Origin of the sequence: Stackebrandtia nassauensis DSM 44728, from assembly GCF_000024545.1 — a bacterium.
Classification (GTDB): domain Bacteria; phylum Actinomycetota; class Actinomycetes; order Mycobacteriales; family Micromonosporaceae; genus Stackebrandtia; species Stackebrandtia nassauensis.
In genome coordinates, this window is record NC_013947.1 from 6,572,057 (window position 1) to 6,597,278 (window position 25,222).

Here is a 25,222-nt window from a genome sequence, read left to right on the forward strand (position 1 = left end):
GTTCATAACCCGTGGTCGACGCGGATCGCCTCAAAGCCAACTGGGAGCTGGTCGCCTCGCACGGCGGGCAGGTGCCGCTGTTCTTCTACTCGACGCTGTTCCTGACCCACCCCGAGACCCGGCAGCTGTTCCCGGTGAGCATGGCCGGGCAGCGCGACAAGCTGGTGCGGGCGCTGGGCGCCGTGGTCAGTTCCGTCGACGACCTGGACGCGGTGGTGCCGTACCTCAAACAGCTCGGCCGCGACCACCGCAAGTTCGGGGCGGTGCGCGACCACTATCCGGCCGTCGGCGCGGCGCTGTTGGCGACGCTGGAGCACTTCAGCGGGCCGCGGTGGGACCAGGCGCTGGCCAAGGACTGGGGCGACGCCTACGGGCTGGTGGCGCAGGTGATGGCCGACGCGGCCGACGCCGAGTCGAGCCCCGCGTGGTGGGACGCCGACGTGGTGGCGCACGACCGGCGCGACCTGGAGACCGCGGTGCTGACGATCAAGCCCCGGCAGCCGCTGCCGTACCGGGCCGGGCAGTCGGTGACGGTGACCTCGCCGCACCGGCCCCGGGTGTGGCGGCACTACTCGCCCGCCAATGCGCCCCGGCCGGACGGGACGATCGATCTGCACGTGCGGATGGCCGAGGCCGGGGACGTGTCGACGGCGCTGGTCGACCTGACCGCGCCCGGGGACGTGCTGCGGCTGGGCCCGCCGGTGGGCGACGGGCTGCGACTGGACGAGACCTCCGACCGGCGGCTGTTGTTGCTGGCGGGTGGCACCGGGCTGGCGCCGCTGAAGGCGATCGTGGACCAGGTCGCCAGCACCCGGCCGCGTCCGGTGACCCTGTACTGGGGGGCGCGCACCACCGCGCAGCTGTACGACCTGGACCAGCTGCGGGCGATGGCGGCGCGGCACGACTGGTTCGAACTGTCCGCCTGCGTCGAGGAACCCGCGCGCGGACTGCTGACGGGCAACCCGGTGGACCTGTCCGTCCGACATGGACATGTGGTGGGTTCCGAGGTGTACGTCTGCGGCCCCACGGCGATGGTGGTCTCGGCGCGCAAGGTCTTGGTGGAGGCCGGGGTGGACACGGGGTCTATTCACTATGAGACGTATGGGAGCCAGGAATGACCGATGAGCGGCGGATCGACGCGGCGACGGTGAACGCGGCCCGGTTCGAGCTGACACCGCTGGGGCGGCGGGGCTACCAGCCCGAGGAGGTGCACGAGCTGATGTCCCGGATCGCCGGGGAACTGGAGCGGCGCGACGCCACCGAGGCCGCGCTGCGCTCGGAGTCGGAACGGTTCCGGCTGGCGCTGCGCGAGTGGCAGTCGCGGCAGAGCCAGCGACAGAACACGATGACCAACAAGCCCGACACCAACGCGGTGCTGCTGCTGTCTCAGGCGCAGGAGCAGGCCGAGGGCTATGTGGCGCAGGCGCAGGACTACTGCCGTCGCCTCATCGGCCAGGCACGGGGCCAGGCGCAGCAGGTCCTCGAGCAGGCGCGCCGTCAGGCGGAGGAGCAGGCGGAGCGGGCGGCGGCCGAGTACCGCGAACAGGCGGGCGCGCTGCACAGCGCCCAGGCCGAGGAGCAGGCCCGACGGCTGGCGCGGGTGCAGTCGTTCCTGGGCGCGGTCACGGCCGCCGAGGAGCAGCTGCGCGAAGCGCGCGAGAACCTGGCCGCCGAGGTCGAGCACCTGGTGCAGGAAGCGCCGAGCTAGCCAGCCGACGGCTCGCGGCTCACAGCCGGGACAGCAGCTGCTGGACGTTGGCCTCGTATTCGTACCACTCGACGTCGTTGCGGAAACCGAGCTGCGCGTCGACGTGGGCGTAGGGGTCGCCGTCCGACGCCGTCCAGGTCTGCACGTCGACCAGCTGCGGCTCGTTCTCGGCCAGTTCGCACAGCATCCGGGCCTTCATCGCCAGGCCCAGTCCATAGCTGCGGTGCTCGGGGGCCACGACGGTGTCGTACTGGTCGCCACGGGTGGGGCGCTGTGCGGCGACCACCAGTTCGGTGAGACCGACGACGGACTCGGCCGGTTCGGCGATCGCCACCACCAGGTGGGTGCGCAGGCCCCGGTTGGCCAGCGTGTCGAGACTGTCGCGCAGCCGCCGGGCGTCGGCGGAACCGCGCCACGAGGTCTCGCCGTTGACCCGCAGATGCACCTTTGTGGATGCGTAGCGCTCCAGCATGGACTCCGGCAGCCCGCCGGAGTAGTACTCCAGCCGGTAACCGGCCGCGATGCGGCGCGAGCCGTCGCGCACCCGCTCCCAGTCCATGTCGCGCATGTTGAGCAGGTGCCGGTTCTCGATGACCGACGGGACGAAGCCGTAGTGCTCGTAGAAGCCGACGGCGGGCGTGGTCGCGATGACCTCCACGCCAATGGTTTCCCGTCCCTCGGCGGCCGCCCGCTGCGCGACCTGCTTCAGCAGGTCCCGTCCGACGCCGCTACCGCGCTGGGTCGGGTGCACGAAGATCTCGAAGATCCCGGTGCCGCTGAAGTCGCCGCTGAACAGCAGCAGGTTCGCGTGTCCGGCCATGTCGCCGCCACCGTCGCGGGCCACGAAGGCCACCCGTTGTTCCTGCGGCATCGTGACCGCCAGGTAGTCCCTGAGTCTGTCGCTGTGCCACTCCGGTTCGCCCGGCATGTCGGAGGCGACGACGGCGTTGAGCACGTCTCTCCACCCGGCCAGTTCGTGTTCGCTGGCGGTGGCCGGGTCGAACGGGGTGACCTGCATATCCTGCTGCCTCCTTGGGAGCCGGGGAAACAGACGGTCTGATCAAGCCTTGCTGGCACGGCCGTACGCGTCGGCATTGTCGTACACGTTGCGGACGTAGGAATCCTTGTGGTTGTAGGAGAAGATCGCGGCGTACCAGTCCTCGGCCTGCGTCAGATCGCGTCCATCCGCACACAGATAGTATCCGGCCACGACCGCCACGTCATCGATGTCGTTGGGATCGGCCTGCCCGTCACCGTCCGCGTCGTCCATCCAGCGCTCCCACGTCGAGGGGATGAACTGCATCGGACCGACCGCGCGGTCGTAGGTGGTGTCGTCGTCGTACTTGCCGCCGTCGGTGTCGCGGATCTCCTTGTTGCCGTTGGTGCCGTCCAGGGCCGGGCCCCGGATGGGCTTCTTCGGACGACCAGCATCGTCCAAAGTGGTGCCGTTCGTGGTGCCGTGGTTGGTCTCGACCTTGCCGATGCCCGCCAGCGTCGTCCACGACAGCTTGCAGTCCGGCTTCTCCTGCGCCAGCACCAGTTCGGCGTTGCCGTAGGCCATGATGGCGCGCGGGTCGATGTCCACCAGGCCCTTCAGCGACTCCGCCCAGGTGCGCAGCGCCTCGGTGCCGGTGTTCTGGTCGCCGGGGCTGGGACTGTCGCTGGGTTCGTCGGTGGTGGGCGCGTCGCCGCCGCCGGGCGCCGAGTCGAGGCCGGGCGGCAGCGCCAGCGGCTGCTCGGTCTCGTCGGCGGCGGCACTGGTGTCCTCGGCGTCGGCGCCATAGGCCCAATCGGGTCCAATATGCGGGACGGCGTAGACGGCCAACCCGAATACTCCGGCAAGCACCGCCAGCGTCAGCGCCCCCTGGGTGACGATCCGTCCGTCGGGGCGCATGACGGCGTCGCGTATTCGATCACCGATCCGCGAAACGCGTGAGAAAACCTGCACGCACGCGAGTATCCCCCATTAACACGGGTGAACACCACCCCCCGTTGGTGCCTCGTACAACAAAGAGGGTCAAAACTGATCGTGTTCGGATCGCAACTCGAATATGGGGTTGCTCGTTTCGCCTGACGAGCCCCTTTTGTGGTCGGGTGGGCGGATGCGTTGCTTCATCCCCACCCATCCACTACAACGGGTTTGCCAGTTATCACCACGCATGTGCGCCGCAACCACCACCATCGCGGCGCACATCTTGCCCACGGGGGAAGAGGAGGTACAAGGTGGGCACCACATTGAGGCCGGACGAACTTCCCACGGGTCTGGTCACGTTCCTATTCACTGATATCGAGGGCTCCACGCGGCTGGCCCATACCCTTGGGGACGGCTACCGGAGAGTGCTTCACGAACACCGACGCCTAATGAGGCGAATATTCACCCGATACACCGGAACAGAATTGCTCACCGAGGGCGATTCTTTTTTTGTGGCCTTTTCCGAGGCGGAAACCGCCCTGCACGCGGCCGTGGAAGTGCAGTTGGCGCTGAAGCAACACGCCTGGCCGACGGACCCGGACTGGAGCGGACCAGCCCGGCCGAAGGTACGGATAGGTCTGCACACCGCGGTCGCCGAACCCGACGAACAGGGCTACGCGACCTCGGCGGTGCACCGGGCGGCGCGGGTGTGCGCCGCGGCGCACGGGGATCAGATCCTGTGCACCCAATCCACACTCGACTCAACCGTCTCACTCCCTGAGAAGACAACCCTGATAGACCTGGGACTGTTCACCCTGCGCGGCTTCGACGACGTCAACCGGCTACACCAGTTGACCGCCGACGGACTGCCACGATCATTCCCCCCTCCCCCGATCCAACCCCGTCATCACAACATCCCCGCCGACGCCGACGACTTCATCGGACGCGGCGCCGAGTTGGCCCAACTGGCGCGCCTCGTCGAGGGCCACCGGCTCACCAGCGTCACGGCGTTGCCCCAGACCGGCAAGACCAGGCTGGTGCGCGAGCTGGGGCGCCGACTCATCCCCAGCTTCCACGACGGCGCCTGGTACGCGACCCTCGACGGCGGCCACGACCCCGGCCAGGGGGTCGTGGCGGCGATGGGGCTGCGCGGCGACCCGTTCCGATCACCGCTGGACACCGCGATCGAGGCGCTGCGCCACAAATCGGCGCTGCTGGTCTTCGACGGCACCCTGCCGTGGCACGCCCAGCACATCACCCGCCTGCTCGGCGAATGTCCACAGGTGAGCGTCCTGTCGGCGTCCTCCCGTCCGCTCGGCCTCACCGGCGAGGTCAAGTGGGCGCTGCCCACCATGCACGTCACCGAGGCGGCGGCGGTCCTGCGTCGCCAGGCCACCGCCGCCGCCGGCGGCGTGGACCCCGGGGACTGCACCGAACTGACCACCTTCATCGACGGTTTCCCACCGGCGGTGACGATCCTGGCCCCGGCCATCTCGCTGTACGGCCCGTCCCGGCTCATGGCCCGGCTCCGCGCCGACCCACTAGCCATACTGGACGCGCGCGGCGAGCTGTCCCGGATCCTCGACACCGCCTGCGAAGAACTCAGTTCCCGGGCCACCCACCTCCTCCGCGCCATGTCGGCCCTCCCCGCCCCCGCGGGAGTCGACGAAGCCGAACGCCTCTGCGGCGGCTCAGCGGAGGCTCTGGAGGCCCTCATCGAACTGGTCGACGCCTCCCTGGTCGACGTCACCCGCACCCGGGACGGAGCCCTCTACCGGCTCCCCGCCCCGGTCCGCTGGTACGCCGACGCCCAACGCCGCGCGGTCGGCCAGGCCGCCCCGATCCTCCCCCTCAAGCCCACCCGGGTGCCCCTGCCCCGGCTGAGCTGGATCGGCACCGTCTCGGCCTAACCCCACTCCCCGCGGGCGGAGGCGACTCACCCCGCATCCGCCCGCGGGGAGCGTTAACCCCAGCTCATCAGGACGGCGTGGTTGGCGGCGGCAGCGGCGGTGAAGAACTCGACCATCTGGCGGTAGTTCCACTCCAGGGATTCGAGTTCGCCCTCGGGGTCGGCGTCCCAGACTCGCGGGTAGACCTCTTGGGACATCATCGCGGCGGGGTTGTAGTGGGCGACGAGTTTGGAGAACGGGGTTTCGGACAGGGCTTTCGCCGTCGCCTTGACTTCGTCGGCGTCCCAGCCGTCGATGCAGGTGTCGTCGGAGATGATGCGGGTGCCGCTGTCGAGGAGGCTCAGGCCCAGTCCGGCCTCGTCGGAGAGGTATATCAGGCCGCCCCAGGACTTCTCGAGGTCGAGGTCGGCGAGGGGATCGATGTCGTCGTCCTCGTAGAACTCGTCGACGAACTCCTCCGCCCATTCCGGGTCGTTGACGGCCTTGGTGAGTTCGGCCGGGGTCAGGCGGACGAAGGTCATGTACATGCCCATGGGGGTACCTCCAAAGTGAACACACGTCCGGGCACCTCGCTGGGACGAGGTGCCCGGACGGACTGGGTTAATCGGGAAGGGTGGTTCAGTGGCGCTTGCCGAGGCCGGGTTCGCTTTCCTGCCAGGCCCGGTTGAGCGCGGTGACCGCGACGGTGAGGTCGGGGTCGGCTTCGAAGGTGTACTCCTCCTTGGTGGCGTCCGGTGTGGCCGGACGGACCGCCACCAGGTTGGTGGCGTCGGCGAAGGAGCACTCGTCGGGTTTGCCCTTGACCGCGTAGACGGCGTACCAGGTGACCGCGTCGACCCCCTCGCGTTTCTTGGAAGGCTTGTCCCACTTGACCGTGTACTTGCCGCCCGCGTCGTGGACGCTGGTGACCTTGGGGGCCTTGGGGGGTTTGCCGCCCAGTTGTTTGGCCGCGGGGACGAGGGCGGGGCGGGTGTAGTGCTCGTCGCGCAGCAGGGTCATCGCGTCGAGTTTGTCCTCGCGGACCGATTTGGCCGAGAAGTAGATGTTGCCGTTGACGGCCTTGTGGTCCCGGGTGAGGGTGAGGTGGTTGAGGAGTTCCTTGGGGTCCTCCTTCCACTCCGGGGAGGCCGTGTCGACGCCGACCTTGTAGGTGGCCTCGCCGATGTAGAGCTGGCAGGGGACGTCGGCGCAGACTTCGTTCCACCACTTGGCGAGCACCTTGTAGGACGCCGCCTTGAGGGACATGGCCCAGTAGATCTGGGGCGCGATGTAGTCGATCCAGCCTTCGCGCACCCATTTGCGGGTGTCGGCGTAGAGGACGTCGTAGGTGGGGGCGCCCGCGGTGGTGTCGGAGCCCTCCGGGTCGTCCTTCTTGTTGCGCCACACGCCGAAGGGGCTGACGCCGAACTTGACCCAGGGCTTGGACTCCTTGATGCGGCGCCCGAACTCCTTGATCAGTTCGTCGGTGTTGTTGCGCCGCCAGTCGGCCTTGTTGTCGAAGTCGCCGCCGTGTTCGGCGAACGCCTTCTCGTCGTCGAAGTCCTCGGTGCCCGACGGGTACGGGTAGAAGTAGTCGTCGAAGTGGACACCGTCGATGTCGTACTTGTCGACGGCGTCCATCATGGCGTCGATGACGAACTCGCGGACTTCCGGCAGACCCGGGTTGTAGTAGAGCTGTCCGCCGGACTTCGGGTACGCCACAACCCATTCCGGGTTCTTGCGGGCCGGGTGGGATTCGTGGAGCTTGTTGAGGTCGGTGCCCACGTCGCCCACGGCCGCCTTCATGGAGATGCGGTACGGGTTGAGCCAGGCGTGGAACTCGAGCCCGGCCTTGTGGGTCTCCTCGACGGCGAAGGCGACCGGGTCGTAACCGGGGTCCTTGCCCTGGGTGCCGGTGAGCCAGCGGGACCACGGCTCGAACTTGGACGGCCAGAAGGCGTCGGCGGTCGGACGGATCTGGGTGACCACGGCGTTGAGCTGGTATTCGTGGGCGTCGTCCAGGAAGCGCTTGTACTCGGCTTTCTGGGTTTCGACGTCGAGACCGGACTTGGAGGGCCAGTCGATGTTGACGGTGGTGGCGATCCAGGAGCCGCGCAGCTGCCGCTTGGGGCGGGCGGGGTCGGGCTCGCACTTGGGTTTCCTCTGATCGGACTCGGTGTCGGCGAAGGCGGCCGATCCGGCCCAGACGGCCGCGCCTCCGGCCGCCACCGCACCGGTGGCACCCAGCACCGTGCGACGGCTCAGCGCGAACGGCGGTCGAGATTCAGGCATGAAACGCTCCGGGGTTCGGGGTCAATCGCGGTCAAGCTGCCCAGCATCGCAGGTTTAGCACACAAGTCAACGACGAGATCTAAAAAGCTTCCATAACGCAACTCATCGATATGGACGAGCGCTTTCAGGTTCAATCCGGGGACGTCGCGATAGGTGACCATGGCGGCCGCACCCAGCCATTCGGCTCCGGTGGAGGTGACGAGGTCGCGGATGGCCAGGGCTTGGGCGCCGGTTTCCACGACGTCGTCCACAAGCAGCACCCGGTCGCCGGGGCCGGGCATTTCGGTGGCGGTGGCCAGGGTTATGGAGCCGTCGGGTCGCGGGAGTTTCTGGATGCCGAGCATGCCGACGCCGAGGGTGGTGGCGGTCAGGGGCGCGAGCAGGTAGCCGGAGGACTGGGCTCCGGCGACCAGGTTGGCTTCGGACGGGGCGTGCAGTTCGGCCAGGGCCGGACCGAGCAGGCGCAGCAGTTCCGCGTCGGACCACCAGTGCAGTGTGGCCAGTCGGTCGCCGCTCCACACCGTGGTCTCGCGCAGCCGCCGCCGGGCGGCTTCGGCGGCGGTCACGCGCAACCGCACCGCGACAGTGTGGACGCCACCTCGTCGATGGCCGCTTCGACGTCGGGGCCGTTGCCCTTGCCGTTGAAGATGATCGAGAAGGCCAGCAGCCTTCCCTCCTTGGTGACGGTCATGCCGGTCAGCGAGTTGACCGTGGTCAGGGTGCCGGTCTTGGCGTGGACCTTGCCGACCACGTCGGCGTCGTCGTAGCGGTCGTCCAGGGCGCCGCTGTAGCCGGAGACCGGGAAACCGGCGAGGATGCCGCTGGCGGCGGTGTGCTTGCCGTTGGCGGCCTGGTAGACGACGGCGGCGAGCGCGTCGCTGGTGAGCCGGTTGTCGAGGGACAGGCCGCTGTTGTCGGACAGTTCGACGCCGTCCATCGGGACGTCCATGTCGGACAGGACGTCGATGGTGGCCTCGACGCCGCCGGCGAAGGACGCGTCCTTGTCCTTGGCCAGCGCGGTCTGGCGGGCCAGCGCGTCGGCCAGCAGGTTGTCGCTGGTGACCAGCGCGAACTCGGCGAGCCGCTGCATGGTCGGCGAGTGGACGACGCCCAGTTCCGCCGCGTCCTTCTTGGCGGTGCCCTCGGCGACCTCGACGCCGCCCAGCAGTTCGGAGAGGGCGTCGGTGACGGCTGCGGACGGGTCGTCGTGGCGGGCGGCGCGCGAACCCGGGTCGGGGCCGGAGCGGCCACCGTCCAACATGATCGGTTCGAGTTTCGCGGTGTAGCCCGAGGCGACGTCGGCGGCCGGGACACCGGGGGCGACCGGGTCGTCGGCGAAGATCGACATGTCGACCACGAGTTTGGTGATCTGCTTGTCCCCCATGGCTTTCTTGACCTGTTCGGCCAGGTCCGCCAGGCTCGCCGCGCCCCGGAAGAAGCCGTCGCCGTCCTTGGAGAGCATGACGTCGCCGCCCGCGACCAGCACCACCTCGCCCTCGGATTCGCCCTCGACGACCTTGGTGGGGATGCGGTACGCGGGCCCGCGTGCGGTCAGCGCGGCCGCGGCGGTGGCGACCTTCGTGGACGAGGCCGGGGTGGCCGCTTTGTCGCCTTGCGAGGCGTACAGCGACTCACCGGTGAACCCGTCCAGCACGGTGGCGGTGGTCTTGCCCTTGAGCGAACCGCCGTTGATCAGCGGATCCAGCTCGGCGGCCAGCGCGTCGGCGTCGACGGCGGGCGCGTCGGCGTCCAGACCCTCGGGCGCCCCGGGGGCCTTGGGCGGGGCCATCTCCGGGAACGACAGCAGCGCCGACGCCGGGCGGGTGTCGACGGTGACGAAGACCACTCCCGCCGCCACGAGCACCGACACCACCGCTACCAGGATGAACAGCGAGTAACGTGTTTTCCCCGCCGACGCTTGCCCGGCGGGACTACCGTGTGACGCATCGCTTAGTGCGCCGGGGTGGGGTTTGGTACTTGTGGCCACGAAGCGAGACTACTTGCACTCAATTGTCGGCACCAAACCAACAGTCACAAGGAGACGCCGTGGAGTTCGACGTCACCATCGAAATCCCCAAAGGGAACCGCAACAAGTACGAAGTGGACCACGAGACGGGGCGGATCCGTCTGGACCGCACGTTGTTCACCGCGACCCAGTACCCGGCCGACTACGGCTTCATCGAGAACACCCTCGGCGAGGACGACGACCCGCTGGACGCGCTGGTACTGGTTCCCGAACCGACGTTTCCCGGCTGTCTGATCCGGGCCCGCGCCATCGGCATGTTCCGGATGCGCGACGAGAAGGGCGGCGACGACAAGGTGCTGTGCGTCCCGGCCGACGACCCCCGGCAGGAGCACCTGCGCGACATCCACCACGTGCCGGAGTTCGACCGCATGGAGATCGAACACTTCTTCCAGGTGTACAAGGACCTGGAGCCGGGCAAGAGCGTCGAGGGCGCCACCTGGGTCGGACGCACCGAGGCCGAGGCGGAGATCCGCCGTTCGGTCCAGCGCGAGATCGACCGCAAGGCCAAAGAATCCGGTGACGATCACCAGTAGTCCTCCCTCCGGTACGCGTGATCACGCGTACCGGAGGTTTTGGCTGGTGTTGCATATCCTCGGGTAGGGTCGCGCGCATGGCTCAAAACACCCCCCCTGGCTGGTACCCCGATCCCCAAGGAAGCGGCCAGCAGCGTTACTGGGACGGAAACCAGTGGACGCCCCACCTCAACCCCGGTCAGCAACAGCAGCACCAGCAGCCCTCGCAGCTGGAGAAGCTGGCCGAACTCGACGTGTCGGGACCCGCCAACGCGTCCCAGATCCAGCAGCAGGTGCAGCACCAGGCCGGTGTGCAGCCGACCCAGCGCGGCGGCGGCACCCTGTTCACCGAACCGGTGCTCGTGGTCAACCAGAAGACCAAGCTCATCGAGATCAACAACGAGTACTCCGTCTACGACCAGGCCGGGCAGCAGCTCGCGGCGGTCGTCCAGGTCGGGCAGAGCGGCCTGAAGAAGGCCATCCGGTTCCTGGGCAGCTACGACCAGTTCATGACCCACAAGTTCGAGATCCGCGACGGCCACGGCCGGGTGCTGCTCAAGGCGACCCGTCCGGCGAAGTTCGTCAAGTCGCGGGTCGTCATCGAACGCGGCGACGGCGCCCCGATCGGTGAGATCAAGCAGCTCAACGCGATCGGCAAGATCAACTTCGGGCTGATCGTCAACGGCCAGGAGATCGGCCAGATCCGGGGCGAGAACTGGCGTGCCTGGAACTTCGCGGTCGTCGACCACACCGGTGCCGAGGTCGCCCGGATCACCAAGACCTTCGAGGGCGTGCTGAAGACCATGTTCACCACGGCCGACAACTACGTGCTCCAGATCCACCGTCCACTTCAGGACCCGATGCTGTCGATGGTGATCACCTCGGCGCTGACCATCGACACCGCCCTGAAGCAGGACTCCCGCGGCCTGGGTGGCTAGCTAGACGACATGATGCGCTTCGGCCTCGGCGGCCGCGTCCTCAGGGGCGTCGGACGCCGGGGCCGCTCCACGTAGTTCGTAGTTCGGCAGCAGCACCGCGATGACGACCGCAAGCGCCGCGATGCAGGCCGCGACGATGAAGATCTGGTCCAGGCCGGTGACGAAGGCCTGCTGTATCGCGTCGCGCAGCGGGGCGGGCAGCGCCAGGATCGAGGCCGGGTCCTGCATGATGCCGTCGGCCCCGGCGGTGTGGGACTTCTCGGCGAACTCCTTGGCCTGCTCGGGAGGCAGCTGTTTCACCGCCTCGGGGATCGAGGTGCTCATGGATTCGGCGACCTGGGCGGTCATGACGGCGCCCATGGCCGCGACCCCGAAGGCGCCGCCCAGCGACCGGAAGAACGTGGCCGTGGACGTCCCGGCGCCCAGGTCCTTGGGGGCGACCGAGTTCTGCACCGCCAGCACCAGCGGCTGCATGAACAGGCCCAGCCCGACGCCCAGCACCGCCATGAAGCAGAAGGTCTGCCACAGCGGCGTGTCGGTGTGCAGCTGGGTGAACAGCGCCAGGCCCGTCGTCACCAGTACCGCGCCGACGACGATGAACCACTTGTAGCGTCCGATGGCGCTGATGGCGCGTCCGGAGACGATCGAGGTGATGACGATGCCCAGCATCATCGGCAGCATCAGCAGCCCGGACTCGGTGGGCGAGTAGCCCCGCACGATCTGCAGGTACAGCGGGACGTAGATGATGCCGCCGAACATCGCCACGCCCAGCACCAGCGAACCGGCGTTGGCGAGGCTGAAGGTGCCGCGCTTGAACAGCCGCAGCGGCAGGATCGGTTCCTCGGCGCGGGTCTCGACGAACAGGAAGATCGCGGCCAGCACGCCACCGGCGACGAACAGGCCGATGATCACCGGCGAGTCCCAGTCGTACTCCTTGCCGCCCCACGAGGTGGCCAGCAGCAGGCACACCACCGAGGCGACCAGGAACGCGGCGCCGACGTAGTCGATCTTGTGCTGGCGGCGTTCGGTCTTCACCAGCTTCAGCATCCGGTCGATCATGACCAGCGCGACGATGCCGCCGGGCAGGTTGATGTAGAAGATCCACCGCCAGTCCACATCGGCCAGCCAACCGCCCAGCAGTGGTCCGGCCACACTGGAGAACCCGAACACCGCGCCGAAGAAACCCTGGTACCGTCCACGTTCCCGGGGACTCACCACATCGGACACGACGGTGAAGGCCAGCGTCATCAACCCGCCAGCGCCCAGCCCCTGCAGGCCCCGGAAGAAGATCAGCTGCATCATGTTCTGCGACATCCCGGCCAACAGCGACCCGACCAGGAAGATCACGATGGCCGACAACAGGATCGGCCTGCGTCCATACAAATCGGACAGTTTGCCGTACAGCGGGGTCGAGGCGGTCGCGGCCAGCAGGTACGCCGTCACCACCCAGGCGTACTCGTTGAGCCCACCCAGGTCGCCGACGATCGTGGGCAACGCGGTACCCACAATGGTCTGATCGAGCGCCGCCAGCAGCATGGTCAGCATCAACCCGACCAGCAGCAGATACAGGTGCCGGTTGCTCAACTGCGCACTGCGTCGCTCACTCATGGCCTAGACGATAGGCACCCTTCGAAGCCGAAACCGACGTTTGAGTCAGCTTGCCCAAACGACCTCGTCGAGAAACGTCTCCATGGCGGTGCCCATCAACGCCAGCACCTCCGCCGACCGGGCCAGCGGCTCGCCGGGCCGGAAGAACCCGTGGTCGGCGCCCTCGATCTCGCACACGTGCGGCGTCAGCTCACGGGCCAGCTTCCCGTCCCAACTCGGATCGGCGGTCCCACCGACGAGCAGGAACGGCGCCTTGCCGCCCCGCAACGCCTCGGCCACCCGATCGACGGTCAACAGCGGCGTCAACCAGATCGCGGGCAGCCGCCGTTCGGCGGCGATGGCCGCCGCGTTGCTCCCCAGCGACTTGCCCACCACAACGGTCGACGCCACCGGGTCCACCCCGTCCATGACCGGCTCGACGTGCTCCCGCACCCAGCCCAGCACCGTGTCCGGCTGCGTGTAGAGACTCTGCGGCGGCTCCCACTGGATCTGATGAACCTCGGCCCCCCGCTCGCTCGCGGCGGCGTTCGCGTACGTCATCCACGGCGTCGCCTGCCCGCCCCAGGCCCCCGGAATGAGCACCGCCGCTCGTTTGTCACTCATGTCGCGGACGCTACGCGCGCGGCGGCCAAGATCACAAGGGCAATTCATTACGAGCGAATGGGTCGTTCGGACCGAACCCAGTAGCGTCGCCTCCGCCGAGGCCAGTACACTCGACGACCGATCCACCCGCCGCCTTAGCTCAGTCGGCAGAGCGATTCACTCGTAATGAATAGGTCATCGGTTCGATTCCGATAGGCGGCTCCAAAGTTTCAGCAGGTCAAAAGCACCATCTTCGGATGGTGCTTTTTCATGTCCACCTCGCGTGTTGCGGAATGTGGTGCGAATCTTCTTAGACTCGCACCATGAGCAGTCGCCGAACGCCTGAAAAACGCCAACGCGGACGGATCGAAGTCCTCAAAAGCGGGTCACTGAGAGTCAGCGTCTACGCGGGCCAAGACGCGCTCACCAAGAAGCGCAACTACCTCACCGAGACCATCACGCTGTCGCCCAACGCCTCCGCGAAGCAGCAGCGCGAAGCATGGGACCTTGCTGAGCGCACCCGCCGCCGGTTCATCACCGAAGTCGACGAACGGCGCCACCCGCGCACTAACGCCACCGTCGCTCAGGCACTGGATCGGTACTTCGACCCGAAGCAGACGAGTCTGAAGATCTCAGAGAACACCCGCAGCGCCTACGAAAGCGAAGTGGCCAACCACATTCGACCGCTCCTTGGGCATCTGCGCATCGCTGACATCGACGCCGAGGTGCTCGACTCCTTCGACGCCAAGCTACGCACCTGCCGCGCGCACTGCGAAGGTCGTCGGTTCACCGAACACCGCACCAAGCGTCCCCATGACTGTGACGACCGCTGCGGGCCCCACCTGTGCAAACCGTTGGCCGAATACAGCATTGCCCACATCCGAGCGGTCCTGTCCGGCGTATTCAAGCGCGCGATCCGGTGGAAGTGGATCACCGTCAATCCCATGGCGCAGGCCGAAGAGCTCGAACTTCCACCCCCAGATCCGCAGCCTGTGTCCGCTGTTGAAGCCGCCCGGATTGCCAACGAGGCGTGGAAGGACCCGGACTGGGGAATGCTGGTTTGGCTAAAGATGCGCACCGGTCTACGCCGAGGTGAAGTCTGCGCACTCAAGTTGGGCTTGCTTGATCTCGACGCGGCGGTGCTGCGAACCGAGACCGCCATCGCGCAGAAGGGGAAACGGACCTGGGAGAAGCCGACCAAGACGCACCGGAAGCGGCGCATTGCGCTCACCGTTGAGGATGTCGAGCTACTGCGGGCTTACCTGGAACACCGTGGGGCCCGCGCCAACGAGCTCGGACTATCGATCGAGCCAACTGGCCGATTGTTCTCGCTGTCTCCTGACCACTCCGCTTGGCTGAAGCCAGATTCCGTCAGTCAGCGCTTCGACCGTATGGTCACCCGTCTGGGCATAGACACGACCATCAAGAACCTCCGGCACTACTCCGCGACGGAACTAATCGCGGCCGGCGTGGACGTCCGCACCGTCGCCGGCCGTCTGGGACACGGCGGCGGCGGCACCACAACGCTCCGGGTCTACTCCGCGTTCCTCGCCGAGGCCGACCAAAAAGCTGCCGAACTGACCAGTGCGCGAATGCCCCAGCTTCCAAGTGGCGTCGACCATCTCTTTAGCTCCAAACCCGAGAAGGCTGTGCCCGAAGAACCCTCGATGCCTTACGAACGCATCGCCGCCGACCTGGCGGGAGCAATTCGGTCTGGAATCCTGTCGTCCGGAGATCGCATTCCGGCACAGCACGCCCTCGCCACTCGATACGGCGTCGCACCAAGCACTGCCCATCGCGCACTCGAGCTACTTAAAAAGGATGGCTTGATTCAAGCCGCACGGGGTGTTCCAGCGACAGTGATCTAGATGCAAAACGCTACGACGTCAACATCCAAACTGTCCATCGCGCCGTCGACCTGCTCAAGCAGGACGGTCTCGTTACCGTTCACGGGCGTCGCCGCAACCGTTGTCTGAGAACGGTCTTGGACGACAAGACCGGTGCTGGCCGCATGTGCCGCCAGTTCACCGAATCGGGGGACAAAACCTTCGAATCCCCTGACACGGGCGACATCTCGCGCCTATGGTCGCCTCGACCCTTCCGTTTCTCTCATATGGATAGTCTTTGATGGATAGAAATTCCTGGTTCTCCCCGCCGCCTCCACCGCCCGGGTACCCCGCCGACACGCTGCCCTTCTCTTCCGAACCACCCCGCATTTACCCGCCTTCTGAACCGCCTCGGGTTCACGTTTCTCGTGAGCCACCGCGTTTGCGGGATTTCAGTGAATGGATCCCGCCGACCTTCAAGTGCTGTCCGTGTCACGACATCCCCCCTCCTTCCCTGCCCAGGCCAAGGCCCGCACCTGAACCCGATCCTGAACCGGACCCGGAGACCGAGGCGAGCGAGGTGGTGTCGATCGCCGCGCTGCGCGCTGATGAATTGGCGGCGGTCCGGACGGAGCTGTCGCGCATCGATACCAAAGCCGGGTTGCTGGGCACCGGCGTATTGGCCGGACTGGCCTGGGGAGCCGCGGCCCTCACTCCCGACAAGTCGCTGGCGGTCACCGTTTGCGGTTGGGGTGCGGAGGCCACTGCCGCGGCCGCTGGCATCGTGCTGCTGTTGGTGGTGCGGCCTCGTCTACGCGGTCGCCACGGATTCCTGGCGTGGTCTGGGCACCCGGTGACCAGCTGGGTCCGGCTGGAACGCCTGGCGGCCAACGATCATGATCATCAGCACGAACGCCACGCTGAACTGACCGAGCTGGCGGCCATGGTGAAACACAAGTACCGGCTGCTGCGCCTGGCCGTCGACATGCTCCTCATCGCCGCCGCCCTGGCTGCGGTCACCATCATCGTCGACATCGTGCTGACCTAGTCCGACAGCTGGTCGGGTGCCAAGTCACCGTGGCGGCGCTGGGATTCGGCGATCAGGGGAAACAGTTTCCCGTGGTAGAACTGCGCCCGGTTCCGTGTCCCCGCAGTGAACTCCGCCAGCTTCTCCTTGGCGGTGGCCACGATCTCGGGCTCCACCCACCACAAGCGCCGGGCCGTCACCAGGTCGCATCCGGCGTCTTCTGCGGCGACTTCGTCGATCTTGGTGGCGATGCCGTCGGCTTGCCACAGATCGGGCCAGTCAACGTCCCAGCGGGTGCCGCGGTCCCACGGCGACCAGTACTCGGCGGCCACCGCGTCGGACTCGTAGATGTCCACCGCCGAGGTCTGCGCGTGAGGCCGCCACCCGATCGTCTCCTCCAGTGGCGGCAGCTCGGCGTCGGTGCCCGCGGCGATGCGCTCGGCCCGCGCCTTGATGTAGGCCGGGTACACCAGCGGGTGCTGCCAGTCCAGGTCGCAGCCTGCGCACACCAGCCCCGCGTTGGCCTCGCGTGTCCACAACCGCCACGGCCCCTCGGCAGCGCAAACCGGGCAGGTCACCGTGTAGATGCGCATCCACTCGATGCGGTCGACCTCAAGGTTCGTCATCTCACCAGCCTGACACGCGCCGGGGTGTTTCGCTGACCATCCAGGGCCTGTCACTGTCCGGTTTGCGACCATCCGCCGATAGCCGACCAGGACGCGCTCCACTGCTGCTCCCACACACCAGCCTCCTCGCCAGCCGCGAACAGGTCGGGCCAGTCGCGGCGTTGCCACGACCATCCACCAACGCCCCATGGCTTATAGGACACTTCTGTGCCGATCGGCGCTTCGGGATCATCGACGTAATAACGCGACGAGCGGTGCGGCCACCAGTCCCCGACAGCGTAGGGCTGTGGCTGCGGCAACCCAGCGACCTCCCAAGCAAACATCGCCCGCACCCAGACCGGGTAAATCAGCGGATGCTCGAACTGCCGACTCGCATCCAGTCCATGATCAGGGGCGTGGCACTCCGCCCAGGCCCGATCATCCAATCCGGAATCGGGATGATGACGGGCGTACAACCTCACCGGTCCCTCGGCACCGCAGCCCGGACACGAGATCCGGTAGCCGTGCCAGTCCGGAACGCGCCGGAATTCGAGGCTGATATCGCGAGGCGTGGTCGACTCCATGCCGCCACTGTTCCACAACCCACACCGCATCGCATCGCCTACCGTCACCGTTCGAACCTGTGGGCCCGATCGTTGTGGGCGGCGGTGTAACCGATACCGGTTGCGTGCTTGCTGGGCGGCGTTTCGGCGGGCATCGCGGGGATCGTCGGTGATGCCCAGGTGTTCGCGCGCGGTGGCCGCAGCAGGCTTGCGGATGTAAGCGATGTGCCGCAAGACCTCGATCGCGGCAGCCGCCTCAGGTGCCTTGGTCTGCGGGATGAAATTGTCGACCGCCAGACCCGCCGCCGCTGTCACATCGGATTCCACCAGTCCGGCAGCGCGGTGAACACGACACACGGCACACCGCCGCTTGCACCGACCGATCGTGGACACCGGGTGCCGGTCACGATCACCGGCCGACAGCTGCGCCTGCCACGCAGCGACGGCCTGGGCGACCCGCAGCACGGCCTCGCAAATGTCGGCAGACTCTTCCTCCGGCGACAGCTTCACCAGCGCGCTCCACGTCATTTCCGTATCCAAGGCCATGAAGTGATCATGCCGGGAACGACCGACATCCCACCGCGCCAGTGCGTCAACCGGTCACGATTCGTCGGCTTGCTTGGGCGCGTCGATGACGGTGACGCGTTCACCGCCCAACAGCGGCGCGGTCTCGGGGCCTTTGAGATACGGGGCGATCCATGTGGGTCGGTGCGTCTTGCGGGCCGGGTACCAGTGGTTACGCCAGTGACCGCGCACCACCCACCGATGCCGGTACTGCCGCGACGTTTCCGCACCGTCATCCGCCCGACTGTCGGTCACCGACCGGCGAAGTCGAACCACGCGCACGTCCTTAGCGGGAAGACCTGCTCGGTCAGTGCGGCGCCGCTCCGGACGCCCCGGCGCCACGGTGTCGGTCTCCGACAGGTTGCCTTGCGACGCCAACTGGAACGCGGCGAACACCAACCGCGCCCACGACAACGTGGTCACCGGCTCATCAGGGCCGGGCAGTTGAAACTCTTCGACGGGCGCGGCATCGTGTTGCCACGCCATGGTCGCTTCGTTGTCAACGATCAATACCGGAAGCTGGTTGCGGGCCCAGGCTGCTTGGCGGGGATCTTCGAAGAACGCGGCGTCCTGGTGGGCGAGCGCTTCGGAGTAGAACGACATCCACAAGCCGCCAGCTGGCCAGTACGGGTTGGACACTGGGCCCCAAGACACCGCGAGAATGCCGCTGTCGTCTTGCAACAGGCGATCGGCAATCGGCGCGAAGTCAGGGTCGGCCGCGGCGCGGGCCTCGAGGTCGCTGGTGAGAGTTTGGTCGTCGCTGAGCGGGCGGTAGAGAGGCTCGGCGAACACCGCGAACCCGACCTTGCCGGGAAGGTCCCACGGTTGCGGCGCGAACTTCGGCATCGTCGGGTGGGCCGCGTTAAGCAGGGCGCACAGGTCATCATCGACGTACCACAAATCGCCTTCGCTCAGCCGCTTTGTTTCGGTTGCCGCCAGCTGGACTGCGGCTTTCTCCGGCGAGCCTGGCGGCTTGATGGCCTGGCGTCCCATCTTAATGGCCTGATAGTAGAAGTCAGGCCCTTTAGGACTGCCGTACCATTCGGCCAGTTCACGACGCAACCGGGGAACATCCGTGGCACTGAACCGAGGGAACTGTGTGTCAGTCACGTCACCAATCCTGACAGCAGACTGCGACAGGATCAATCCACCGAGTTCTCACCGCCATCATCACGCGGACGGCTGGCAGGTGTTCATTCGATCAGGTGGCATCGACGCCTTACCTACTGCCAGCCGCGATCGTTCCTGGTTCGCTGGGCTGGTGAACCCCAACGATCACATCATCTTCGATCCCACCGAGTTCGACCGTCGGCTCGACACCATCGCCACACATCGCACGCAAGGGCACGAATTCGAGATCGGTCAGTTCAGCGATGACCGCTGGTACTGCGATCCGGCCGACTTGTCCTACTCGCCGACCGTCTGGGCCACCCGCGCCGAAGCCCTCAACTACGCCGATCTCACCGTCGAAATGAACCGCGTGCGCATCACGAACCTGTCCTGACCCGCTCTATCGCTCGGGGCCTTGCTCTCGTTGCGGGGCCCGGTGTTTGCGTGATGCCGCTTGCTGGTCTGCGGCAGCCGATGGGTTGGCTGTTCGCGTGGCCTGGTTTGTCGTGGTGGCGAAGGCGGTGTTGACTTTCTTGCGGGCGGCGGGTGTTGGGGGTGCGGTGGCCCGGGCGGCGCGTTGGGTGGCTTTGACGGCGGTGTTGAGGCGCCGGATGGCTTGACCGGCGGCGCCGGTGGAGTGGCGCTGGGACAGGGCATCGATCAACACGGCGATGGCGGCGGCGATGTGGATGGCGGCGACCGCGGTGGCCAAAAGGATGCTGTCGGTCTTCTCGCCGACCTTGACGCGATGCAGGTGCCGCGACAACCCGACCAGTGTCGTCGACCATTCTGACGGTGTCGCGGTCGTGGGAGCCCGGGTGGGTGCGGTGGCGCGGGCGAGCTGGTCGGCGGCGGCCGACAGCGGCCCGAGCGTGGATCGGGGCTCGATCTGGTGGGCCAGCAGGGTGGCGAGGTCGGACAAGCCCCGCGCGACGTCGGACGCCTCCTCCAGGGGTGGTGGTGCGGTGCGGATGTCGTCGGCGGTGTCGCTGAGGTACTTCGTGACATCGGGCCACAGGCCGGCGGCCTGGTCGGTGGAGACGTGTGGACCTGGCATGGTGGCTGATGCCCAGGCGGCAGCGGTGGCGGGTGTGGTGTCGGGCCAGCGTTGCCGCAGCCGGGGCAGCGACAGGTCGGCGTCGAGCTTGGAACCCGAACACCACTGAAGCTTGTCGCCGTCTGGTAGGGCGACGGCGAAGCCGACCACGGTGCCGCCAGCGTCAGTGCGGGTGTGGACTTTCAAACCGGCGGCGTGCAGGCGGGCGGCGAACTCAAGCTCGTTCGTCGCGCCCGCGGCTGCGGCGCGTACTTCCCGGCGCAGCACGACCCGCTCGACGGGTTTGCCGCTACGGTGCGCGCGGTCGTATTCGGCGCGCGAGACCGGGGGCCTGCGGTGTTTCTTGTCGCGCGCCGGTACCGCCTTGACCAACCCGAACTCGTCCTCCAGCCTGTCGCAGGCGTCGTTGGCGCGCTTGAATTCCTTGCCGCGCGGGAACCAGAACGGGCGGCCGTCCTCACGCACTAGGACCGCGACGAAGTGGATGTGATCGTTGCCCTTTTTGGAGGCGCCGTGATGCACCGCCACCCACCGGCACCCCACATTGTCGGGACCGTTGGCGAAGCCCATCTCCTCGGCGAACCGTTGCGCGATCCGCCCCCACGTCTGGCTCCCTAGTTTGCCTTCGGTGGGCGGCAAGGACAGCGAGCACTGCCACACGAACTTCTTCGGCTCCCGACCGTCGGCGATGTACCGGGCGGCGTCCAACCGGGCCGCCAGTCCCGCCAGGTCGAATCCGGACTCCAGCGACCCGGCCGGCTGAAGCTCGTCGACCGGCGCGTACCCGGCGACTACGTGCGGATCAGTGTGCTCGTTGGCGGTACCGGGCCCGAACAGGTACTCCAGCAGACCCCGGACCCGGTTGCCCTTGGTGACGTTAGGAATCACGCGACGCGATCACCCGCACCGCCGCCTCGTCCAACCGAGCGGCGCACTCGACCAGTCTGGCCATCGCCGGGGCGACGCCGTCGGGGACGAGCTGGTGGATGTGGGCGTAGCGGGTCAGCTGGTTCAGATTCGCCGCAGCACCCGCCACCTGGCGCCGCTGCTCCAACAAGACCGCGACCAGCTGCTGGCAGCCGCACGTCTTCCGCGACCGCCGCGGGGCTTCCTGTGCGGCCTCCAAAGCGGCCTGCGCGACGAACGCCGACAACCGCAACCCCCGCTCCTCGGCAGCCCGACGGATCTCCCCCAGCTCGTCCTTGCTGTACTGCACCGTGATCTTGTGGTCCCTGACCTCACCATCCCGGCGCCGCTTGCGGCGCCGAGCCACCAGCACTGGCATTGACTCCTGTGAATCCCCCATGGGAGCAACTGTGGCAAGCCGTTGCCGCCCATGCCAATCGATAACGGGTGGCGTCCATCACGCCACCCCTCCGACGCTGGGTGCGTCGACAAGGTGAAAACTCGGGGCAACCCAGGGTTTTCTATACCTTGCTGCCCCGCCCGGGACCCTATGTGGAGCGACTGAGCTGCGTCTTTGACGACCTCGCACCGTCCACAAGGCCATATGTTGCACGTGATCTCGTGCCCGAAACCAGACGAGCCGAACTTTCGATAGTGACGCATGTCAATCATGAAATGCCTTGCCTGCCTCCGAAGCGTCTGCAAGGCTCACAAACCACAGGGGATACATCAGTGACACCGGTGCTCCGGCAGGGGTTCACCGGTTAAACGGGGGACGAAGTATGCCGAAACGTCCACAAGGGCGAACGACAAGCGGAGACGGCGGGACCGGAAAGGGGGACAGCGAAGCGACACGGCTAGCAAACTGCCGAGACCTGACAGGCGAACAGCTCGCCGAGATCCTGGCACATCTTGACCAGCTCATCTCGCGGATGAGCGCACTCGACAAGCGCCTTCAACGGCTCGAGACCTAACCGCCCCAAAGCGATTCGACGCCGTCCGCCTGAGTCAGGCGGCGTGGTCTTGTGCTGGTCGCACCAGCGACAAGGCACGCCGGACATCTGCCAGTGACACCACCCTGGTGTCCTCTTCTTCCTCGGCTAGTTGCGCCTCGATCGCCTGCCGAATCCAGGCCGTTTTCGGGATCCCAGCCTTTTCCGCTGCCTTGGACACCCGCTCGGCCAACTCGATCGGCATTCGCAATGACCGTACCGTCATGATCGGGGAACCGGCCGGTGGCAGCTGCGCCAGCAACTCCGCCTCTTCGGCTGGCGTCGACGGCGGCGCGTCGAACTCCAGCCGGTCCATGACCTCCTGAGTTTCGGCCGCGGTCGACGGCAGCCGCTCGGGACGTTCGTTGTCAGTCATCGCGTCCAACCTCCCAGTCGGTGAACTCCGCCAGTTCGGCATCGCTCATCTCTCGTGCGCCGACGAAGCGACGTCGCCATGAGCCCGGCCGCGGCAGCTCGATCGCCACGACCAAGGGCCGACCCTCGTCGGTGCGGCTCCACACCGCCAACACCCGCATCCCGGTGTCCGGGTCGACGCCCAGGCGGGGCCATCGAGGATGCACATCGCTTTCGACCACCTGTCGCACCTCGTACTCGTGGATGTGCGGAGGCAAGCCTTCAAGAGACCACTCGTCCCACGTATACGGCGCCACGTCACCAGCGTACTACGTGAGTGATACGCGATCGAGAAACTCTACGTGAGGAGCAACTTGACTTCCGTCATCGTCGGCCGAGAATTGCCTGCTCCTTCGAGAAATCGATGCCGATCTCTATCGAGCGCTCATTTGCTGCTATCTCTGGTGAGGTGTTCATCCATTCCCAGGTCGCGCCCACCGTTTCGACAAGGGGGCGTGATCGCAACCCCGCTCGCTGCGCCTTTGCGGCAGCTACAGCCCAGGTGCCCGGTGCTGTCCGCCAGAGAGGCATCTCAGACCACTGACGCACTCCAGCGGCGAGTAGGCGGTCATCCGACATCCAGATGAGTTCTGCACTGCTATGTGTAGTGGCAATGCAAGCGTTCAGCAGCCCCCCGAAAGTCTCTGAGCCGTTGGCAGCGATGTTGAATGCGCCATGTTGACGATCCTCAATTGCTTGCACCGTGAATTCTGCAAGGTCTCGAACATCAACTGGCTGAATACGACGTTCTGCCGAACCAGGCGCCAATGTAGGCCCACCCTTTGCGATGCGCCTCAGCCACCACGGCAATCGGCCAACATACTCCCGCGGCCCCAGAACTACGCCTGGGCGAAGTAGCAGGGAACGACTTTCCCCAAAAACCTCGGTCACCGCTGATTCGCAACCGGACTTTTGGTACCCATACCTTGTCGGACCATCCTCGACGTCTTCGCCGTATGACGAATCTGCGTCCGGAGGGCAATGCAAAAGGTCGGATTGCTCTGAGAGTGCCTCTGCTGGCCAACCTTTGTAGACGCTTACCGTCGACATGAACACATACCGGTTTACTTGAGACAACAGACTCGAAGCAACATTCAGTACATTCCGGGGCACGTACCCTGACGTGTCGACAAGAGCATCCCAAGGCCCATATTCAGCTAGCCCCTGTATATCCCCAACACAAGTCCTGTCACCATGAACGTTGACAGCTCCAACAACACCCCTGCCTGATTGCCCACGGTTGAAGGTGGTCACGTTCCATGCCCGGTCAAGCGCCTCCTCAACGATGGCTCGGCCCACAAACCACGTCCCGCCCAGTACAAGCAACTTCATGTCGCCATCATGCACGTGTCGCGGTATCAGTTGCCAACTGAGCTTGTTGTTAGCCAGTCTTGAACTTCATCGGCTACTTCTTGAGCTTCGGCGTCACTCCGCCAAAGCTCCGACTGAAGGATGTCCTTTACCCGGGTCAACCGACCTGTCAGCGAAATGTTTCTCGCAGACGTGGGAACACTGAGGACCGGTCTCAGCGCCTCCAAGGCACCATCTCGATCGCGTGACAACAAACGACCAGCTGCTAGATCTATTCGGGTTCCGCTGATCTGAGAAAGTGATTGCCTCCCGGCGGGAAGTGCTTGCATCTCTTCCAATGCGGCGTTTGCCTGGTGCACCACCTGGGTTCCTTCACCGACGTCCAACCACGCAGCTGCTGCGCAAGCTGCGGCACGCGCGGCTCCGAATGCAAACTCTCCGCCAGTGTAATGGCTCAGCGGATCCTTGTTACTTGATGCACGGTCAACGTCATCTTGTGCACTTTGGAGTGTGTCCTGGATGCCGTAGATGTCCCCGACAAGGGCATACGAGCGCGCCGCTATGTATTTCACCCGAACCGACGGTTCTCCTGAAGGTGCGATGGTTTGGGCTTTCCGCAGTAGGGCAAGGGCAGTGTCTGGTTCTTCACGCCAGTTGGCCATAGAGGCTTGCAATCCCAAAACCCATGCCTCCAGAGATGAGTGGCCAGCCATCGACGCATAAATGGCTGCTGCGCGAGCGATGTGGTCCGCCGCGTCCCAATGCCCCAGGTCGAAAGCGCTGGAAGCCATGAGGGCGTTCGTCTGGCCGACAACTACATACAAATCGGACAACAAGCTAGGCCGATGTGTCTTCTCGATAAGTTGCCGCGCTTGGTCCGCAACTGATTGCGCTGCCCTAAACGCCTGGCGTGCTGTTCGCCGTGATCCTCGCGCAATAGCGGCCGAGTCCTCTGAAAGGGTCTCCAAAACCTCGGATGCGGAATCGAGGCTGTACCGCTGCACATCTAGCAAGGCATCCTCGGACGCAACGGTGACAAGATCCGAAACTGTGGTCTCAGGGGTAGGCACGCCCCGTTGAACCGCTTGGCGAAACTTCTGCTGTAGCGGCTCAGGAAGTTCATCCAACAGCTCCGTGAGCGAACGTTGGGCAAGTCGCGGAAGTATCTGACGCTTTTGCTTGCGCCAGTTCGCAATCGTACGAGTTGACACGCGCACACGAGCAGCAAATCGCTCGTTCGGAAGGTTTACCAACTCTTGAAGGTGGCATAGGCCATCGCCAGTCCATGGGTCAATTGGGTCCACCTGAACCTCCATTTCCCTTATGGGGACTTGCGCTCTGTTGCACTCACTTGCACAGCAGATTCATTGATGATCGATC

Annotated in this window: 25 protein-coding genes and 1 tRNA gene; 9 read left to right on the forward strand and 17 right to left on the reverse strand. The window is 66.1% G+C overall.

Annotation, left to right across the window (positions count from 1 at the left end; all coding sequences use genetic code 11):
• Nucleotides 1-11 precede the first annotated feature (11 nt).
• The gene (locus SNAS_RS37315; RefSeq protein ID WP_013021413.1) at nucleotides 12-1,118 is read left to right on the forward strand and encodes a globin domain-containing protein; all 1,107 of its coding nucleotides are present in this window, start codon (nucleotides 12-14) and stop codon (nucleotides 1,116-1,118) included.
• Nucleotides 1,115-1,708 carry a hypothetical protein gene (locus SNAS_RS33525; protein ID WP_013021414.1) on the forward strand — a complete coding sequence of 198 codons (594 nt, stop codon included), beginning with the start codon at nucleotides 1,115-1,117 and terminating at the stop codon, nucleotides 1,706-1,708. Before SNAS_RS37315 ends, SNAS_RS33525 begins: the two co-directional genes overlap by 4 nt.
• A gap of 19 nt (nucleotides 1,709-1,727) precedes the next feature.
• Here the strand turns inward: SNAS_RS33525 and SNAS_RS30800 are convergent, their stop codons facing one another.
• Nucleotides 1,728-2,726, reverse strand: coding sequence for a GNAT family N-acetyltransferase (locus SNAS_RS30800; protein WP_013021415.1), 999 nt, complete (start codon nucleotides 2,724-2,726; stop codon nucleotides 1,728-1,730).
• A gap of 42 nt (nucleotides 2,727-2,768) precedes the next feature.
• Nucleotides 2,769-3,602 carry a lysozyme family protein gene (locus tag SNAS_RS33530; protein ID WP_013021416.1) on the reverse strand — a complete coding sequence of 278 codons (834 nt, stop codon included), beginning with the start codon at nucleotides 3,600-3,602 and terminating at the stop codon, nucleotides 2,769-2,771.
• 329 nt (nucleotides 3,603-3,931) lie between these two features.
• Between SNAS_RS33530 and SNAS_RS30810 the strand changes: the two genes are divergently transcribed.
• Nucleotides 3,932-5,530 carry an adenylate/guanylate cyclase domain-containing protein gene (locus SNAS_RS30810; RefSeq protein WP_013021417.1) on the forward strand — a complete coding sequence of 533 codons (1,599 nt, stop codon included), beginning with the start codon at nucleotides 3,932-3,934 and terminating at the stop codon, nucleotides 5,528-5,530.
• Between the two features lie 53 nt (nucleotides 5,531-5,583).
• Here the strand turns inward: SNAS_RS30810 and SNAS_RS30815 are convergent, their stop codons facing one another.
• The 4 genes from SNAS_RS30815 to dacB form a co-directional block, all read right to left on the reverse strand.
• The gene (locus SNAS_RS30815) at nucleotides 5,584-6,063 is read right to left on the reverse strand and encodes a YfbM family protein (RefSeq protein WP_013021418.1); all 480 of its coding nucleotides are present in this window, start codon (nucleotides 6,061-6,063) and stop codon (nucleotides 5,584-5,586) included.
• Between the two features lie 85 nt (nucleotides 6,064-6,148).
• Nucleotides 6,149-7,801 carry a glycoside hydrolase family 10-like protein gene (locus SNAS_RS30820; protein ID WP_013021419.1) on the reverse strand — a complete coding sequence of 551 codons (1,653 nt, stop codon included), beginning with the start codon at nucleotides 7,799-7,801 and terminating at the stop codon, nucleotides 6,149-6,151.
• A complete protein-coding gene (locus SNAS_RS30825) occupies nucleotides 7,771-8,379 on the reverse strand; it encodes a hypothetical protein (protein WP_041625288.1) in 609 nt (202 codons plus the stop codon). The genes SNAS_RS30820 and SNAS_RS30825 overlap by 31 nt, the downstream gene beginning before the upstream one ends.
• The gene (gene dacB, locus SNAS_RS30830; protein WP_013021421.1) at nucleotides 8,364-9,674 is read right to left on the reverse strand and encodes a D-alanyl-D-alanine carboxypeptidase/D-alanyl-D-alanine endopeptidase; all 1,311 of its coding nucleotides are present in this window, start codon (nucleotides 9,672-9,674) and stop codon (nucleotides 8,364-8,366) included. Before dacB ends, SNAS_RS30825 begins: the two co-directional genes overlap by 16 nt.
• Before the next feature lie 173 nt (nucleotides 9,675-9,847).
• On the opposite strand from dacB, the gene SNAS_RS30835 reads away from it, so the two are divergent.
• Complete coding sequence (locus SNAS_RS30835; protein ID WP_013021422.1) at nucleotides 9,848-10,360, forward strand: inorganic diphosphatase; 513 nt, start codon at nucleotides 9,848-9,850, stop codon at nucleotides 10,358-10,360.
• A 77-nt stretch (nucleotides 10,361-10,437) separates the two neighbouring features.
• Entirely contained in the window at nucleotides 10,438-11,277 is an 840-nt protein-coding gene (locus SNAS_RS30840) for an LURP-one-related family protein (RefSeq protein ID WP_013021423.1), read from the forward strand.
• On the opposite strand, the gene SNAS_RS30845 is transcribed toward SNAS_RS30840, so the two are convergent.
• Nucleotides 11,278-12,885 carry an MDR family MFS transporter gene (locus SNAS_RS30845; protein ID WP_013021424.1) on the reverse strand — a complete coding sequence of 536 codons (1,608 nt, stop codon included), beginning with the start codon at nucleotides 12,883-12,885 and terminating at the stop codon, nucleotides 11,278-11,280.
• Between the two features lie 45 nt (nucleotides 12,886-12,930).
• Nucleotides 12,931-13,488, reverse strand: coding sequence for an alpha/beta hydrolase (locus SNAS_RS30850; RefSeq protein ID WP_013021425.1), 558 nt, complete (start codon nucleotides 13,486-13,488; stop codon nucleotides 12,931-12,933).
• A gap of 128 nt (nucleotides 13,489-13,616) precedes the next feature.
• Here SNAS_RS30850 and SNAS_RS30855 point away from each other — a divergent pair.
• The 3 genes from SNAS_RS30855 to SNAS_RS30865 all read left to right on the forward strand — a co-directional run bounded on the left by SNAS_RS30855 (nucleotide 13,617) and on the right by SNAS_RS30865 (nucleotide 16,341).
• Nucleotides 13,617-13,692 (forward strand) — tRNA-Thr (locus SNAS_RS30855).
• A 98-nt stretch (nucleotides 13,693-13,790) separates the two neighbouring features.
• Nucleotides 13,791-15,335 carry a tyrosine-type recombinase/integrase gene (locus tag SNAS_RS30860; RefSeq protein ID WP_013021426.1) on the forward strand — a complete coding sequence of 515 codons (1,545 nt, stop codon included), beginning with the start codon at nucleotides 13,791-13,793 and terminating at the stop codon, nucleotides 15,333-15,335.
• A gap of 538 nt (nucleotides 15,336-15,873) precedes the next feature.
• Nucleotides 15,874-16,341 (forward strand): Pycsar system effector family protein, encoded by a 468-nt coding sequence (locus SNAS_RS30865; RefSeq protein WP_013021427.1) that lies wholly within the window; start codon nucleotides 15,874-15,876, stop codon nucleotides 16,339-16,341.
• Here the strand turns inward: SNAS_RS30865 and SNAS_RS30870 are convergent.
• Genes SNAS_RS30870 through SNAS_RS30880 form a run of 3 tightly spaced genes read right to left on the reverse strand, consistent with a single transcriptional unit; the run spans nucleotide 16,338 to nucleotide 19,114 of the window.
• On the reverse strand, nucleotides 16,338-16,946 hold the full coding sequence (locus SNAS_RS30870; protein WP_013021428.1) for a hypothetical protein: 609 nt from the start codon (nucleotides 16,944-16,946) through the stop codon (nucleotides 16,338-16,340). The two genes, SNAS_RS30865 and SNAS_RS30870, sit on opposite strands and share 4 nt — an antisense overlap.
• 50 nt (nucleotides 16,947-16,996) lie before the next feature.
• A complete protein-coding gene (locus tag SNAS_RS30875; RefSeq protein ID WP_041625289.1) occupies nucleotides 16,997-18,034 on the reverse strand; it encodes a hypothetical protein in 1,038 nt (345 codons plus the stop codon).
• Between the two features lie 54 nt (nucleotides 18,035-18,088).
• Nucleotides 18,089-19,114 carry a hypothetical protein gene (locus tag SNAS_RS30880; protein ID WP_144300691.1) on the reverse strand — a complete coding sequence of 342 codons (1,026 nt, stop codon included), beginning with the start codon at nucleotides 19,112-19,114 and terminating at the stop codon, nucleotides 18,089-18,091.
• Between the two features lie 37 nt (nucleotides 19,115-19,151).
• Between SNAS_RS30880 and SNAS_RS35505 the strand changes: the two genes are divergently transcribed.
• Nucleotides 19,152-19,556, forward strand: a complete 405-nt coding sequence (locus tag SNAS_RS35505; RefSeq protein WP_144300692.1) for a hypothetical protein — start codon at nucleotides 19,152-19,154, stop codon at nucleotides 19,554-19,556.
• A 6-nt stretch (nucleotides 19,557-19,562) separates the two neighbouring features.
• Here the strand turns inward: SNAS_RS35505 and SNAS_RS33535 are convergent, their stop codons facing one another.
• The 6 genes from SNAS_RS33535 to SNAS_RS34595 all read right to left on the reverse strand — a co-directional run bounded on the left by SNAS_RS33535 (nucleotide 19,563) and on the right by SNAS_RS34595 (nucleotide 25,146).
• Nucleotides 19,563-21,107 carry a relaxase/mobilization nuclease domain-containing protein gene (locus SNAS_RS33535; protein WP_013021432.1) on the reverse strand — a complete coding sequence of 515 codons (1,545 nt, stop codon included), beginning with the start codon at nucleotides 21,105-21,107 and terminating at the stop codon, nucleotides 19,563-19,565.
• A complete protein-coding gene (locus tag SNAS_RS30895) occupies nucleotides 21,097-21,504 on the reverse strand; it encodes a MobC family plasmid mobilization relaxosome protein (RefSeq protein WP_041625290.1) in 408 nt (135 codons plus the stop codon). The genes SNAS_RS33535 and SNAS_RS30895 overlap by 11 nt, the downstream gene beginning before the upstream one ends.
• A gap of 629 nt (nucleotides 21,505-22,133) precedes the next feature.
• On the reverse strand, nucleotides 22,134-22,493 hold the full coding sequence (locus tag SNAS_RS30900) for a ribbon-helix-helix protein, CopG family (RefSeq protein ID WP_013021434.1): 360 nt from the start codon (nucleotides 22,491-22,493) through the stop codon (nucleotides 22,134-22,136).
• Nucleotides 22,486-22,788: a hypothetical protein gene (locus SNAS_RS30905; protein ID WP_144300693.1), complete on the reverse strand. Its 303-nt coding sequence runs from the start codon at nucleotides 22,786-22,788 to the stop codon at nucleotides 22,486-22,488. The genes SNAS_RS30900 and SNAS_RS30905 overlap by 8 nt, the downstream gene beginning before the upstream one ends.
• Nucleotides 22,789-22,855: 67 nt before the next feature.
• Entirely contained in the window at nucleotides 22,856-23,863 is a 1,008-nt protein-coding gene (locus SNAS_RS34590; RefSeq protein ID WP_013021435.1) for an NAD-dependent epimerase/dehydratase family protein, read from the reverse strand.
• 26 nt (nucleotides 23,864-23,889) lie between these two features.
• The gene (locus SNAS_RS34595; protein ID WP_013021436.1) at nucleotides 23,890-25,146 is read right to left on the reverse strand and encodes a hypothetical protein; all 1,257 of its coding nucleotides are present in this window, start codon (nucleotides 25,144-25,146) and stop codon (nucleotides 23,890-23,892) included.
• Nucleotides 25,147-25,222: the final 76 nt, after the last annotated feature.

Coding starts and splice junctions, on each gene's coding strand:
- SNAS_RS30840 (WP_013021423.1), top strand. CDS start 10,438: ATGGCTCAAAACACCCCCCCTGGCTGGTACCCCGATCCCCAAGGAAGC.
- SNAS_RS30820 (WP_013021419.1), bottom strand. CDS start 7,801: ATGCCTGAATCTCGACCGCCGTTCGCGCTGAGCCGTCGCACGGTGCTG.
- SNAS_RS30815 (WP_013021418.1), bottom strand. CDS start 6,063: ATGGGCATGTACATGACCTTCGTCCGCCTGACCCCGGCCGAACTCACC.
- SNAS_RS30895 (WP_041625290.1), bottom strand. CDS start 21,504: ATGCCAGTGCTGGTGGCTCGGCGCCGCAAGCGGCGCCGGGATGGTGAG.
- SNAS_RS30900 (WP_013021434.1), bottom strand. CDS start 22,493: ATGACTGACAACGAACGTCCCGAGCGGCTGCCGTCGACCGCGGCCGAA.
- SNAS_RS30875 (WP_041625289.1), bottom strand. CDS start 18,034: ATGGCCTTGGATACGGAAATGACGTGGAGCGCGCTGGTGAAGCTGTCG.
- SNAS_RS30850 (WP_013021425.1), bottom strand. CDS start 13,488: ATGAGTGACAAACGAGCGGCGGTGCTCATTCCGGGGGCCTGGGGCGGG.
- SNAS_RS33530 (WP_013021416.1), bottom strand. CDS start 3,602: ATGCGCCCCGACGGACGGATCGTCACCCAGGGGGCGCTGACGCTGGCG.
- SNAS_RS30870 (WP_013021428.1), bottom strand. CDS start 16,946: ATGACGAACCTTGAGGTCGACCGCATCGAGTGGATGCGCATCTACACG.
- SNAS_RS30860 (WP_013021426.1), top strand. CDS start 13,791: ATGAGCAGTCGCCGAACGCCTGAAAAACGCCAACGCGGACGGATCGAA.
- SNAS_RS30800 (WP_013021415.1), bottom strand. CDS start 2,726: ATGCAGGTCACCCCGTTCGACCCGGCCACCGCCAGCGAACACGAACTG.
- SNAS_RS34590 (WP_013021435.1), bottom strand. CDS start 23,863: ATGAAGTTGCTTGTACTGGGCGGGACGTGGTTTGTGGGCCGAGCCATC.
- SNAS_RS30845 (WP_013021424.1), bottom strand. CDS start 12,885: ATGAGTGAGCGACGCAGTGCGCAGTTGAGCAACCGGCACCTGTATCTG.
- SNAS_RS33525 (WP_013021414.1), top strand. CDS start 1,115: ATGACCGATGAGCGGCGGATCGACGCGGCGACGGTGAACGCGGCCCGG.